This window comes from Pseudomonas sp. Ors-4-3C (assembly GCF_055755035.1).
On the sequence record NZ_CM146900.1, the window covers coordinates 914016 to 927419 of the forward strand.

Sequence of the window (13404 nt, forward strand, 5' to 3'; positions counted from 1 at the left end):
GAAAAATGACAATCAGACTTTTAATTCAAAATAATGCGACAGATGGCCGCAGGGGGAGGCGCAATAACAAAGGTCGCCGCAAAAACAACTGTAGGAGTGAGCCTGCTCGCGATGGCGGTGTGTCAGTCAACTCATATGCTGGCTGGTACGCCGCTATCGCGAGCAGGCTCACTCCTACAGGGGGATGGCGGTGTTACTTGCTGACGTCAGCGATGGCTTGTGCCAGCAGCGCCAGGCGCGTGGCATCGATCCCGGCGACGTTGGCCCGGCCCGAGCTGACCATGTACACGCTGTGATGCTCACGCAGTTGTTTCACCTGCTCCGGCGACAGGCCGGTGTAGGAGAACATTCCGCGCTGGACGCCAATGTGCGCAAAGCGCTCTCGCAGGCCGTGCGGTTCCAGTGCTTCGACCAGGCCGCTGCGCAATTGGGCGATGCGCAAGCGCATGGCTTCCACTTCATCGGCCCAGCGGCTTTTCAGCTCCGGGTCGGCGAGGATGGTCGCGACTACTGCCGCACCGTGATCCGGTGGCGTCGACCACAGGTTGCGGGCGATGTTGGCCAGTTGGCTGCGGATGTCGATCAGCTTGTCAGCGGTTTTTGCACAGACAATCAATGCACCAGTGCGGTCGCGGTACAGGCCGAAGTTCTTCGAGCAGGAACTGGTGATCAGCAGCTCGGGAACCTCGGCGGCGAACAGCCGGGTCGACCACGCGTCCTGCTCCAGTCCATCGCCAAAGCCCTGGTAGGCAAAGTCGATCAGCGGCAGCAGGTCACGGCGGCGCACCACGTCGAGCACGCGGTGCCAGTCGTCATGATTCAGGTCGAAACCGGTCGGGTTGTGGCAGCACGCATGCAGCAGCACCACGTCGCCGTGCGGCACTTCGTTAAGCACAGCGAGCATCGCATCGACGTCGAGGCGGTTGTCGCTGCCCACATAAGGGTAGTGACTGACCTTGACCCCGGCCGCCGCGAAAATCGTTTCGTGGATCGGCCAGGTCGGGTTGCTCAGCCATACGCCCTTGCCCGGCAGGCACTGGGCGATGAAGTCGGCTGCCAGACGCAGCGCGCCGGTACCGCCCGGGGTCTGGGTGGCGCCGGCGCGCTGTTCGGCGATCAGCTTCGAGTCGGCGCCGAGCACCAGCTCATTGATGACCTTGCCGAACAGCGGATTGCCGTGACCACCGATGTAGGTCTTGGTGTCCTGGCTTTCGACCAGTCGCGCCTCGGCGATTTTCACCGCTTCGGGGATCGGCGTCAGGCCCTGGGCATCCTTGTAGACGCCAACGCCCAAGTCGAACTTGCGCGGGTTAGTGTCCTGCGCATAGGCCTCCATCAAACCGAGGATCGGGTCGCCGGGTACCCGGCCGATGGCGTCGAAGTGCATTACTTGCGTCCTTCTGCGGTCTTGGCCACTTCGTCAGTGCGTGCGGCCATGATGAAGTCGTTGCGGTGCAGACCCTTGATCGAGTGGCTCCACCAGGTCACGGTGACTTTGCCCCACTCGGTCAGCAAGCCCGGGTGGTGACCTTCGGCCTCGGAGATCTCGCCGACAGCGTTGGTGAACGCCAGCGCATGCTTGAAGTTCTTGAACAGGAAGACCTTCTCCAGCTGCATGATGCTGTCGCGAACTTCGATGTTCCAGTCCGGGATCTGCTTGATCAGGATCGGCAGTTCTTCGTCGCTGACTTGTGGCGCATCGGCACGGCACGCTTCGCAGTGGGCTTGGTTCAAAGTGGACATGGTGTGATTCCTGAAATCGAGTGTGTTTTTTTTATAGAAGCTATCGGCCCGTCAATACCGTCACGCTAAACCAAAGTGGCGGCGACTGACAGACTCAATTGTCAGCAAAAGACGCGGATCACGCGGCTTTCGGTTTTGGCGGAAACTTCGGAGCATGCAACCCCAGCTGCATGCCTTGCTTGACCATGGCCATGATGTCTTCATGGGCGACGTCGAACAGGCGCTTGAGGTTCGGCAAGACAAAGTACAGCGGCTGCAGAATGTCGATGCGATACGGCGTGCGCATCGCTTCCAGCGGATCGAAGGCTTGATGTTCGGGTTCGTCCGACAGCGAGTAAACGGTTTCTTTTGGCGAGGACAGGATGCCGCCACCGTAGATGCGTTTGCCTTGCGGGGTATCGACCAGGCCGAACTCGATGGTCATCCAATACAGACGCGCCAGATATACGCGCTCTTCCTTGGTGGCCTGCAGGCCGAGCTTGCCGTAGGTGTGGGTGAATTCGGCGAACCATGGGTTGGTCAGTAGCGGGCAGTGACCGAAAATCTCGTGAAAAATGTCCGGCTCTTGCAGGTAGTCCAGTTCTTCGCGGGTGCGAATGAACGTGGCCACCGGAAACTGTTTGCTGGCGAGCAATTCGAAGAAGGTTTGAAAGGGAATCAGTGCCGGAACGCGGGCAACCTGCCAACCGGTGGTTTCACCGAGTACCTTGTTGATTTCGCCGAGCTGCGGAATGCGGTCGTGGGGCAGACCGAGTTTTTCGATACCGTCCAGGTACTCCTGGCACGCCCGACCCTCGATCACTTTCAGCTGGCGAGTGATCAGCGTGTTCCACACCGCGTGTTCTTCGGCGGGGTAGTCGATAAAACCTTGCGCATCGGGCTCGCGGGCCACGTACTGCGTCTGCTTCATACTGCTCTCCTGCTAGGGGAATTCGTTCTTGTTATGTCCAGCGATGGGCTCAGGATTACCCGAGTGCGGGGTTGGATGCAGCAGGTTGAGCGGTCTCTGTGTAGGAAAATTCGCCGTATTTCGTAAAAAAATCGTTACGCTTTGGCCGGTATCTCGCATTTGCGGTGATTTGCAGGTTTGAAAAGGGTCGTGGCTGTCACATAATCTTGACAACTATCTGCGCGCCTCGACAGAAAAGTCAGGCCAAACCGCAGCGCAAATCTCTTGTGGGAGCGGGCTTGCTCGCGAAAGCGGTGTGTCAGCTGAATGAATGGCGACTGACACACCGTCTTCGCGAGCAAGCCCGCTCCCACAGGGATTGTGTTCAACCCCTCATCCTTGTCGGGCCTCTTTTTATGCGTATCAAAGTCCACTGCCAGAACCGCATCGGCATCCTGCGCGACATCCTCAACCTGCTGGTGGAGTACGGGATCAACGTTGCACGCGGCGAGGTCGGCGGCGAGCACGGCAACGCGATCTATCTGCATTGTCCGAACCTGATCAACATCCAGTTCCAGGCGCTGCGGCCGAAGTTCGAGGCGATTGCCGGGGTGTTTGGGGTCAAGCGCGTCGGGCTGATGCCCAGCGAGCGTCGGCACATGGAGTTGAACGCGTTGCTCGGCGCGCTGGAATTCCCGGTGCTATCGATCGACATGGGTGGCTCGATCGTCGCCGCCAACCGCGCGGCGGCGCAGTTGCTCGGGGTGCGGGTGGACGAGGTGCCGGGGATTCCGCTGTCGCGCTATGCCGAGGATTTCGATTTGCCGGAACTGGTGCGTGCCAACAAGTCGCGAATCAACGGCATGCGTGTCAAGGTCAAGGGCGACATCTTTCTCGCCGACATCGCGCCGCTGCAATCGGAGCACGACGACAGTGAAGCCATGGCCGGTGCGGTGCTGACCTTGCACCGCGCCGACCGCGTTGGTGAGCGTATCTATAACGTGCGCAAGCAGGAACTGCGCGGCTTCGACAGTATCTTCCAGAGCTCGAAAGTGATGGCCGCTGTCGTGCGTGAAGCGCGGCGCATGGCGCCGCTGGATGCGCCGCTATTGATAGAAGGCGAAACCGGCACCGGTAAAGAGTTGCTGGCCCGCGCCTGTCACCTCGCCAGCCCGCGCGGGCAGTCGCCGCTGATGGCGCTCAATTGCGCCGGGCTGCCGGAGTCGATGGCCGAGACCGAGCTGTTCGGCTATGGCCCCGGCGCGTTCGAAGGTGCGCGCGCCGAAGGCAAGCTCGGCCTGTTGGAGCTGACGGCGGGCGGTACGCTGTTCCTCGATGGCGTCGGGGAAATGAGCCCGCGCTTGCAGGTGAAACTGCTGCGCTTTCTGCAGGACGGCTGCTTCCGCCGGGTCGGCAGCGACGAAGAAGTGTATCTGGACGTGCGAGTGATCTGCGCGACCCAGGTCGACCTGTCCGAATTGTGCGCGCGCGGCGAGTTTCGTCAGGATCTGTATCACCGCTTGAACGTGCTTTCGCTGCACATCCCGCCACTGCGCGAATGCCTCGACGGTCTGGCCCCGTTGGTCGAGCACTTCCTCGATCAGGCCAGTCGGCAGATCGGCTGTTCGCTGCCGAAACTGGCGCCGGCGGCGATGGATCGGCTCAGTCATTACCACTGGCCGGGCAACGTGCGGCAGCTGGAAAACGTGCTGTTTCAGGCGGTTTCGCTGTGCGAGGGCGGCACGGTCAAGGTCGAACACATTCGCCTGCCGGATTACGGCGTGCGTCAGCCGCTTGGCGATTTCTCGCTGGAGGGCGGGCTGGACGAGATCGTCGGACGCTTCGAGAAAGCGGTGCTCGAGCGCCTGTATTCCGAACACCCGAGCAGTCGGCAGTTGGGCAAGCGGCTGGGGGTTTCGCATACGACTATTGCCAACAAGCTGCGTGAGTACGAAGTCGGTAAAGACCCAGCCGATTGACCATTGTGGCGAGGGAGCTTGCTCCCGCTGGGTTGCGCAGCAAACCCAAATCCATTCAATAAGGTGAATCAGATATACCGCATTCGCCGGGTTTGCGACTGCTTCGCAGTCGAGCGGGAGCAAGCTCCCTCGCCACAGGTTTTATTTCCATCTGCAAAAAACGGGATTGCCGCCCAGCGGCATAACACCGCCGGTTTTTCGACTTCGATACATTTTCAATTTCCCCGCAAACCCCCTCAAGTCCTTTGTTTACCGGGCCGCAAGCCGCCAGAAAAAAGTTGGTCTGCAAATTGCTTATGGCTCAGCAGTACAGCGGTGGGCGGCAAACGTCCGGCATGCAGAGGAAAGAGTGTGGACAAGTACCTTTATGTGGCAATGACCGGCGCCAGTCAGAACGCACTGGCGCAAAAGGCGCATGCCAACAACCTGGCGAACATCTCCACCAATGGTTTTCAGCGCGACCTGGAGCAGGCGCGTTCGATGCCGGTGTTCGGTGACAGCTTTCCGGCGCGTGCGTTTGCCATGAGCGAACGGCCCGCCACCGACTTCACCGCCGGTTCGCTGGTGCAGACCGGGCGTGACCTTGACGTCGCCGTGACCGGCAACGGTTTCATTGCCGTGCAGAACCCCAACGGCGGCGAAAGCTACGTGCGCACCGGCAGCCTGAACATCGACGCCCTCGGCGTATTGCGCGCCGGTAACGGCATGCCGGTATTGGGCAACGGCGGGCCGATCGCCGTGCCGCCGGAGCAGCAGGTCGAAGTCGGTGAAGACGGCACCATCAGTATTCGTGCGATGGGCGAAGGCCCGCGCGTCATGGCGGAAGTCGACCGGATCAAACTGGTCAACCCGGACATCAAGAACCTCAACAAGGGCCTCGATGGCTCGATCTACACCAAGGACGGCCAGCCTGCGCCGGCCGATGCCAACGTCAAACTGGTGTCGGGTTTCCTTGAGTCGAGCAACGTCAATGCCGTGGAAGAAATGACCTCGGTGCTGGCCCTGGCCAAGCAGTTCGAGTTGCACGTCAAGATGATGAACACCGCCAAAGACGACGACCAGGCCATGGCTCGGGTCTTGCAGATCAGCTAATTATCAGAACGTCGCGCCGTAAAACAGGCGCACGAGGAGAATCGAATGCTTCCGGCTCTATGGGTTGCCAAAACCGGTCTGTCCGCCCAGGACACCAACCTGACCACCATTTCCAACAACCTGGCGAACGTCTCGACCACGGGTTTCAAACGTGACCGTGCCGAATTCCAGGACCTGCTGTATCAGATCAAGCGTCAGCCAGGCGCCCAGTCGACCCAGGACAGCGAACTGCCGTCGGGTCTGCAACTGGGTACCGGTGTGCGCATCGTCGGCACGCAGAAAAACTTCACCGCCGGCAGCCTGCAAACCACCGAGCAGCCGCTGGACATGGCCATCGACGGTCGCGGTTTCTTCCAGATCCTGCAGCCGGACGGCACCACGTCCTACACCCGTGACGGTACTTTCCACCTCGACTCCAACGGCCAGATCGTCAACGCCAGCGGTTTCGCCCTGGAGCCGGCCATCGTCATCCCGAATAACGCGCAGAGCTTCACCGTCGGCACCGACGGCACCGTGTCGATCACAGTGCCAGGCAACCCGGCTGCTCAGGTGATCGGCAACCTGCAAACCGCCGACTTCATCAACCCGGCCGGTCTGCAAGCAGTGGGCAACAACCTGTTCCTCGAAACCGCTGCTTCCGGCGCGCCGCAAATCGGCACCCCGGGCCTGAACGGTTTCGGTACCACGCTGCAGAACACCCTGGAAGGTTCCAACGTCAGCACCGTTGAAGAGATGGTCAACATGATCACCACTCAGCGCGCTTACGAGATGAACTCCAAGGTGATCTCCACCGCCGACCAGATGCTCTCGTTCGTAACGCAGAATCTGTAATCAGTCTATGAGGCGGCCATGAGGCCGCCTGCAACACCGTGAGGTAAGGGTCATGAAACGCTTCGTATCTGTTCTGGCATTGGGTGGGGTCGTCTCGCTCGCGGGCTGCGTCGCTCCGCCGCCAAAGCCCAATGACCCTTACTATGCCCCGGTATTGCCGCGTACGCCGTTGCCGGCTGCAGCCAACAATGGCTCGATCTATCAGGCTGGCTTCGAGCAGAACCTGTACAGCGACCGCAAGGCGTTCCGGGTCGGTGACATCATCACCATCACCCTGAACGAGAAGACCCAGGCCAGCAAAAGCGCCAACTCCCAAGTGGCCAAGAACAGCAAGACCGGCATCGGCCTGACCTCGCTGTTCGGCGGCAGTGGCACCACCAACAACCCGTTGGGTGGCAATGACCTGAGTCTGGATGTCGGCTACAGCGGCGACCGTGCAACCAAGGGTGACAGCAAGGCGGCGCAGGGCAACACCCTGACCGGTTCGATCACCGTGACCGTGGCCGACGTGCTGCCCAACGGCATCATCGCCGTGCGCGGCGAGAAGTGGATGACCCTCAACACCGGCGACGAGCTGGTGCGGATCGCCGGTCTCGTGCGTGCCGATGACATCGCCACCGACAACACCGTGTCGTCGACCCGGGTCGCCGATGCGCGCATCACCTACTCGGGCACCGGTTCGTTTGCCGATGCGAGTCAGCCAGGCTGGTTCGACCGTTTCTTCCTCAGCCCGCTGTTCCCTTTCTAGGTGGCGACTTTGAACTTCAAACACCTGATGCTGGCTGCGGCATTGATGTCCGCAGCCTTTGGTGCCCACGCCGAGCGGCTGAAAGATATCGCCAGTATTTCCGGCGTGCGCTCCAACCAATTGATCGGTTACGGCCTGGTGGTTGGGCTTAACGGCACCGGCGACCAGACGACGCAAACCCCGTTCACCCTGCAGACCTTCAACAACATGCTCTCGCAGTTCGGCATCAAGGTGCCGCCGGGATCGGGCAACGTGCAGTTGAAAAACGTCGCGGCGGTGTCGGTGAGTGCCGATCTGCCGGCGTTCGCCAAACCGGGGCAGCAGGTCGATATCACCGTGTCTTCCATCGGTAACTCCAAGAGCCTGCGCGGCGGCACCCTGTTGCTGACCCCGCTCAAGGGTATCGACGGCAACGTCTACGCCATCGCTCAGGGCAACCTGGTGGTCGGCGGTTTCGATGCTGAAGGTCGCGACGGTTCGAAGATCACCGTCAACGTTCCGTCGGCCGGTCGCATCCCGGGCGGTGCGTCGGTGGAGCGTTCGGTGCCGAGCGGTTTCAACCAGGGCAACAGCCTGACGCTGAACCTCAACCGTTCCGACTTCACCACCGCCAAGCGCATCGTCGACAAGATCAACGACATGCTCGGCCCTGGCGTGGCGCAAGCCATCGATGGCGGTTCGATTCGTGTGACGGCGCCGCTCGATCCGAGCCAGCGCGTCGACTACCTGTCGATCCTCGAAAACCTTGAAGTCGACCCGGGTCAGGCGGTGGCGAAAGTCATCATCAACTCGCGTACCGGCACCATCGTCATCGGCCAGAACGTGAAAGTCTCGCCGGCCGCCGTGACCCACGGCAGTCTGACCGTGACCATCACCGAAGACCCGATCGTCAGCCAGCCGGGCCCGTTGTCCAATGGGCAGACGGCCGTTGTGCCGCGCTCGCGGGTCAACGCCCAGCAAGAAGCCAAGCCGATGTTCAAATTCGGTCCGGGTACCACCCTCGACGAAATCGTGCGTGCGGTAAACCAGGTTGGCGCGGCACCGGGTGACCTGATGGCAATCCTTGAAGCACTGAAGCAGGCCGGCGCGTTGCAAGCCGACCTGATCGTGATCTGAGGACGGCGACCATGGATATGCGCAAAGGCAGTCTGGTGGGCACTGGCGATTCGGGTTCGTACTCCGACCTCAATCGTCTGAACCAGCTCAAGGTCGGCGACAAGAACAGCGATGCGAACATGCGCAAAGTGGCGCAGGAATTCGAATCGCTGTTCCTCGGCGAAATGCTCAAGTCGATGCGTTCGGCCACCGAAGCATTGGGTAAAGACAACCCGATGAACACCCCGGCGGCCAAGCAATATCAGGAAATGTACGACCAGCAACTGGCGGTGTCGCTGTCCCGCGAGGGCGGTGGTATCGGTCTGGCCGACGTGCTGATGAAGCAGATGTCGAAGAACAAGCCAATGGCGCCGGGTGAGGCTGCGGCCGCGTCCGCTGCCAAGCAGGAAGCGGCGAAAGCCGCTGCGGTGCAGACGCCGATTGCTGCCGGCACTACCGGCACCGGCCCGCTGTCACGGCTCAATGGCGAGCGCCCGTTGTGGGCCTCGCGTTCGTTGCATGCGCCGAACACTCAATTGGCCCACGCCAACGACATGGAAATGATCAACAAGCGTCGTCTGGCTCTGCCGCCGAAACTGGCTGATCGTTTGCTCGCCGGTCTGGTGCCTTCCGCTACGCCGACTGCCGCCAATGCGTTGCCGCAACGCACCGCGAGCACGGCCGCCACTGGTTCCGGTCCGCTGTACAACGGCGACTGGCTGAGTCGTGCCGAAGACGCCAAGGCGTCCGGCGGGCAGATGCAGATTTACGGCCGGGCAATGGCGCAGATTCCGCTGGCGCCGGCCAAGCGCGCCTTCAGCTCCGCCGACGAATTCGTCAACACCATGCTGCCGATGGCCAAAGAAGCCGCCGCGCGTATCGGTGTCGATCCGCGCTACCTGGTGGCGCAAGCCGCACTGGAAACCGGTTGGGGCAAATCGGTCATGCGCGCTCAGGATGGCAGCAGCAGTCACAACCTGTTCGGCATCAAGGCCAGCAGCAACTGGACCGGCGATTCGGCCCGGGCAATCACCAGCGAGTTCCGCAACGGGCAGATGGTCAAGGAGACGGCGCAGTTCCGTTCCTATGCCTCGTACAAGGACAGTTTCCACGATCTGGTGACTTTGCTGCAGACCAACAATCGCTATCAAGATGTGGTGAAGTCGGCCGATAACCCAGAACAGTTTGTACGCGAGTTGCAAAAGGCCGGTTACGCGACCGACCCGAACTACGCGACGAAGATTTCGCAGATAGCCAAGCAGATGAACAGTTTTGAAAACTATGCTGCGGCCGGCGTTTCCACCCAGCCTTTTTAAGGCACAAGGTATAAGGTCTGAACCATGAGTTTGCTCAATATCGGGATGTCGGGTCTGGCGTCGAGCCAGGCCTCTTTGGCTACGACAGGCAACAACATTGCCAACGTCGACACCGCCGGTTATTCACGCCAGCAAACCGTGCAGGGCACCAAGGCCTCGCAGCAGTACGGCACCGTTTTCATCGGCACGGGCACAACCCTGGCTGACGTGCGCCGGGTCTACAACTCCTACCTGGAATCGCAATTGCACACCGCGACTTCGCTCAACAGCGAAGCGGCGTCGTACCTGGCCCAGGCCACGCCCCTGGACGCCACGTTGTCCGACACCAACACCGGCCTGACCGGCGTGTTGCAGAAGTTCTTCACCTCGATGCAGGGCGTCGCGACCTCGGCGACCGATGACACCTCCCGTCAGTCGGTGCTGACCGGCGCACAGGCGCTGACCAGTCGCTTCAACACCATCGCCAAACAGCTGAACGACCAGAACACCAGCATCAACGGCAGCCTGGGCGACATGACGGCCCAGGTGAACAAACTGGCGACCTCGATTGCCAATCTGAACCAGAAGATCGGTGAGATTTCCACCAGTGGCGGTGCCCCGAACGATCTGCTCGACAGCCGTAACGAGGCCGTGCGTCAGCTGTCCGAGCTGACCGGTGCGCAGGTCGTCGAGCGCGGTACCAGCTTCGACGTGTACATCGGCAGTGGTCAGCCACTGGTGATCGGCAACACCACCAACACCCTGAGCACCGTGCCAAGCAAAGACGATCCGTCGCGCATGGCGATCCAGATGGACCGCGGTTCGAGCACCATTGACGTCACTTCGGCGATGACCGGTGGCGAAATCGGCGGCCTGCTGACCTATCGCAGCGACGTCCTCGACCCTTCGCTCAATGAGCTGGGGCGTGTAGCGCTGGTCGTCGCCGATCAGATCAACAGCCAGCAAGCCCAGGGCATCGACAAGAACGGTGACTTCGGCGCAGCACTGTTCAACAACATCAACAGTGCCGCGCTGGTCAGTCAGCGCAGCATCGCGCAGTCGGGCAACAGCGCAGGTTCGGGCAACCTCGATGTGACCATCAAGGACACCGGCAAGCTGACCACCAGCGATTATCAGGTCACCTTCACCAGCGCCACCGACTACTCGGTCAAACGCTCCGACGGTACCGACCTCGGTTCGTTCAGCACCACCACCAACCCGCCTCCGGTGATCGACGGCTTCAGCCTGTCGCTCAATGGCGGTGCGCTGAGCGCCGGTGACACCTTCAAGGTGACTCCGACTCGTAACGCGGCGGCGAGCATCCAGACGGTGCTCACCGATCCGAAGAAAATCGCCGCCGCCGGCCCATTGACCGGCTCGGCCAGCGCCAACGGCCTGGGCACTTACACCCAGCCGACGCTCAGCGACAAGATTGATATCTACAACCCGACTGCCCAGGCCGACATGCAGGCGGCGCTGAAGAATTCGACGCCGGTCAAACTGGTGTTCGGTGACGCGAGCGGCGGCAGCCAGTCGTACAACCTGGTCGATGCCAAGGGCGCGACCATCGGCACTGGCACCATCGTTCCTGGTCAGTCGAACACGCTGAACCTGAAAGTGGGCATCGTCGACGCCAGCGGCAACCCGGTGATGGACACCACCGTCACGCCGAACGTGCAGAAGACCTTCACCGTGCAGACCACGGTTGGCGGCACGCCGAAGTCCGGCGAAACCTTCACCATGAACCTTACCGGTGCCGCCTCGTCCGACAACCGCAACGCGCAGGCGCTGGTGGCCCTGCAAACCAAGCAAACCGTCGACACCGGTTCGGCGAGCAAGGGCATCAGCCTGACCGACGCCTACAACAAGCTGGTGACCAACGTCGGTACCAAAGCGGCGCAAGGCAAATCCGACGCCACGGCCACTTCGCAGATTCTGGATCAGGCCCAGGGCGCACGCGATTCGCTGTCCGGGGTCAACCTGGATGAAGAAACCGGCAACCTGGTCAAATACCAGCAGTACTACACCGCCTCGTCGCAGATCATCAAGGCGGCGCAGGAAACATTCTCTACGTTGATCAACAGCCTTTAAGGAGTCGTAATTCATGCGCCTTTCCACCGCCCAGTATTACGGCACCCAAGCGGCTGACTATCAGCGTAACTTCAACAAGGCCGTTGCCACAGCGAGCGAGGCCAGCAGCCTGCAGCGCATCAACACCGCAGCTGATGATCCGATCGGTGCCGGTCGTTTGCTGCAACTGGGCCAGCAGGCGGCGATGCTGGATCAGTACAACACCAATATCAGCAGCACCAAGAGCGGGTTGTCCGTACAGGAAACCACGCTGGACTCCATCACCACGGCACTGCAACGCGCCAAGGAATTGTCTCTGGCCGCCAACAACGGCACGGCCACCGACAAGGATCGCCAGGCCTACGCTCAGGAGCTGGGGCAGATTCAGCAAACAGTGCTGGGCCTGATGAACTCCAAGGATGCCAACGGCAACTACCTGTTCTCCGGTTCGAAGACCGACACCGCGCCGTACTCGCAGAATGCCGACGGCACCTTTTCTTACAACGGTGACCAGACCACCATCAACCTGGGTATCGGCGACGGCATGACCGTCGGCACCAACACCACGGGTTGGGATGCTTTCCAGCAGACCATCAATACCGGTCGCACCAACACCACCATGACTGCTCCGGCGGTGGATGACGGTCGTGTGGTGCTGTCCAACGGTACGGTTGGCACCGCAGCCACCTATGATGCCAAGTTCACCGCTGGCCAGCCTTACACCGTCAGCTTCGTCAGCAGTACTCAGCTGAAAATCACCGATGCCCTGGGCAACGACGTTACCGCCGAGGCCAGCAAGAACGGTGTTGTCAGCAACAGCAGCGGCGCCAACCAGACGGTCAGCTTCCGTGGTGTCGACATGAAGCTGAACATTAACCTGAAGGCGGGTGACACTAACCCTGACGCGGTCATTGCCGGGCACAGTTTCCAGTTGGCTTCCACGCCTGACTCGTTCACCACCACGCGCAGTCCGGGCAACCCGTCTACCGCGGTGATCACCGGTTCCAGCATCACCGACCAGGCGGCGTATAACAATGCCTTCCCGCAAGGTGGCGCGGTCCTCAAGTTCACCAGCGCCACGGCGTTCGATCTGTACGCTGCACCTGTTACCGCTGACAGCAAGCCTGTGTCGTCCGGCACGGTGGCCGGGGGCAACGCAACCGCTGCTGGTGTGACCTTCGCGTTAGGCAGCGCACCGGCAGCGGGTGATCAGTTCTCGATCCAGCCGAACAATCATCAGACCCAGAATATCCTCGACACCCTGGGCCAGATGATCACTGCGATGAACACGCCAATCGATGGCGATGACGTGGCCAAGCAGAAATTCCAGGGCGCGATGGAGGCCGGTCTTGGCAACATCGACAGCGCTAATAATCAGATTGGTGCTGCGGTTACTGCAATCGGTGCGCGTGGTCAGTCGCTGGATATGCAAACCGTGACCAACCAGAGCCTGAGCACCGCGAACACTACGACCCAGGGTTCGATTCGCGACTCGGATCCGGCCGAAGTCATGACCCGCCTGACGTTGCAGCAAACCATGCTGCAGGCAGCGCAACTGGCCTTCAGCAAAATCAGCCAGTTGGGTCTGTTCAACAAGATCTGATGGTCAACGGGTGTGCAAACACCCGTTTTGCCGTGTCCCCTTAGTTAATGTTTTTTGCG

11 protein-coding genes are annotated in these 13404 nt (G+C 60.9%); 8 read left to right on the plus strand and 3 right to left on the minus strand.

The window, feature by feature from the left end:
- Positions 1-193: 193 nt before the first annotated feature.
- The 3 genes from ACVHNU_RS04270 to phhA form a co-directional block, all read right to left on the minus strand.
- On the minus strand, positions 194-1387 hold the full coding sequence (locus ACVHNU_RS04270) for an amino acid aminotransferase (protein ID WP_473019079.1): 1194 nt from the start codon (positions 1385-1387) through the stop codon (positions 194-196).
- The gene (locus ACVHNU_RS04275; protein ID WP_003222798.1) at positions 1387-1743 is read right to left on the minus strand and encodes a 4a-hydroxytetrahydrobiopterin dehydratase; all 357 of its coding nucleotides are present in this window, start codon (positions 1741-1743) and stop codon (positions 1387-1389) included. Before ACVHNU_RS04275 ends, ACVHNU_RS04270 begins: the two co-directional genes overlap by 1 nt.
- 118 nt (positions 1744-1861) lie before the next feature.
- Positions 1862-2653 carry a phenylalanine 4-monooxygenase gene (gene phhA / locus ACVHNU_RS04280; protein ID WP_003222800.1) on the minus strand — a complete coding sequence of 264 codons (792 nt, stop codon included), beginning with the start codon at positions 2651-2653 and terminating at the stop codon, positions 1862-1864.
- Between the two features lie 395 nt (positions 2654-3048).
- Here phhA and ACVHNU_RS04285 point away from each other — a divergent pair, with 395 nt between their 5' ends.
- The 8 genes from ACVHNU_RS04285 (at position 3049) to ACVHNU_RS04320 (ending at position 13345) form a co-directional block, all read left to right on the plus strand.
- Entirely contained in the window at positions 3049-4611 is a 1563-nt protein-coding gene (locus ACVHNU_RS04285; RefSeq protein WP_473019080.1) for a sigma-54-dependent transcriptional regulator, read from the plus strand.
- Between the two features lie 351 nt (positions 4612-4962).
- Positions 4963-5703, plus strand: a complete 741-nt coding sequence (locus tag ACVHNU_RS04290) for a flagellar basal body rod protein FlgF (protein ID WP_007965507.1) — start codon at positions 4963-4965, stop codon at positions 5701-5703.
- Positions 5704-5748: 45 nt separating this feature from the next.
- Positions 5749-6534 (plus strand): flagellar basal-body rod protein FlgG, encoded by a 786-nt coding sequence (gene flgG / locus ACVHNU_RS04295; RefSeq protein WP_003222804.1) that lies wholly within the window; start codon positions 5749-5751, stop codon positions 6532-6534.
- A 52-nt stretch (positions 6535-6586) separates the two neighbouring features.
- Complete coding sequence (gene flgH, locus ACVHNU_RS04300; RefSeq protein WP_262142305.1) at positions 6587-7282, plus strand: flagellar basal body L-ring protein FlgH; 696 nt, start codon at positions 6587-6589, stop codon at positions 7280-7282.
- A gap of 27 nt (positions 7283-7309) precedes the next feature.
- Positions 7310-8398: a flagellar basal body P-ring protein FlgI gene (locus tag ACVHNU_RS04305; RefSeq protein ID WP_080593281.1), complete on the plus strand. Its 1089-nt coding sequence runs from the start codon at positions 7310-7312 to the stop codon at positions 8396-8398.
- An 11-nt stretch (positions 8399-8409) separates the two neighbouring features.
- The gene (gene flgJ, locus ACVHNU_RS04310) at positions 8410-9693 is read left to right on the plus strand and encodes a flagellar assembly peptidoglycan hydrolase FlgJ (RefSeq protein WP_400508671.1); all 1284 of its coding nucleotides are present in this window, start codon (positions 8410-8412) and stop codon (positions 9691-9693) included.
- 24 nt (positions 9694-9717) lie between these two features.
- Positions 9718-11763 (plus strand): flagellar hook-associated protein FlgK, encoded by a 2046-nt coding sequence (flgK, locus tag ACVHNU_RS04315; RefSeq protein ID WP_103483900.1) that lies wholly within the window; start codon positions 9718-9720, stop codon positions 11761-11763.
- A 13-nt stretch (positions 11764-11776) separates the two neighbouring features.
- Positions 11777-13345, plus strand: a complete 1569-nt coding sequence (locus ACVHNU_RS04320; protein WP_262142303.1) for a flagellar hook-associated protein 3 — start codon at positions 11777-11779, stop codon at positions 13343-13345.
- Positions 13346-13404 lie beyond the last annotated feature (59 nt).

What these genes read in the sequence shown, in the direction of transcription:
- ACVHNU_RS04320 (WP_262142303.1), top strand. Translation starts at nt 11,777, where the DNA reads ATGCGCCTTTCCACCGCCCAGTATTACGGCACCCAAGCGGCTGACTAT.
- ACVHNU_RS04275 (WP_003222798.1), bottom strand. Translation starts at nt 1,743, where the DNA reads ATGTCCACTTTGAACCAAGCCCACTGCGAAGCGTGCCGTGCCGATGCG.
- phhA (WP_003222800.1), bottom strand. Translation starts at nt 2,653, where the DNA reads ATGAAGCAGACGCAGTACGTGGCCCGCGAGCCCGATGCGCAAGGTTTT.
- flgG (WP_003222804.1), top strand. Translation starts at nt 5,749, where the DNA reads ATGCTTCCGGCTCTATGGGTTGCCAAAACCGGTCTGTCCGCCCAGGAC.
- ACVHNU_RS04305 (WP_080593281.1), top strand. Translation starts at nt 7,310, where the DNA reads ATGCTGGCTGCGGCATTGATGTCCGCAGCCTTTGGTGCCCACGCCGAG.
- flgH (WP_262142305.1), top strand. Translation starts at nt 6,587, where the DNA reads ATGAAACGCTTCGTATCTGTTCTGGCATTGGGTGGGGTCGTCTCGCTC.
- ACVHNU_RS04270 (WP_473019079.1), bottom strand. Translation starts at nt 1,387, where the DNA reads ATGCACTTCGACGCCATCGGCCGGGTACCCGGCGACCCGATCCTCGGT.
- flgK (WP_103483900.1), top strand. Translation starts at nt 9,718, where the DNA reads ATGAGTTTGCTCAATATCGGGATGTCGGGTCTGGCGTCGAGCCAGGCC.
- ACVHNU_RS04285 (WP_473019080.1), top strand. Translation starts at nt 3,049, where the DNA reads ATGCGTATCAAAGTCCACTGCCAGAACCGCATCGGCATCCTGCGCGAC.
- flgJ (WP_400508671.1), top strand. Translation starts at nt 8,410, where the DNA reads ATGGATATGCGCAAAGGCAGTCTGGTGGGCACTGGCGATTCGGGTTCG.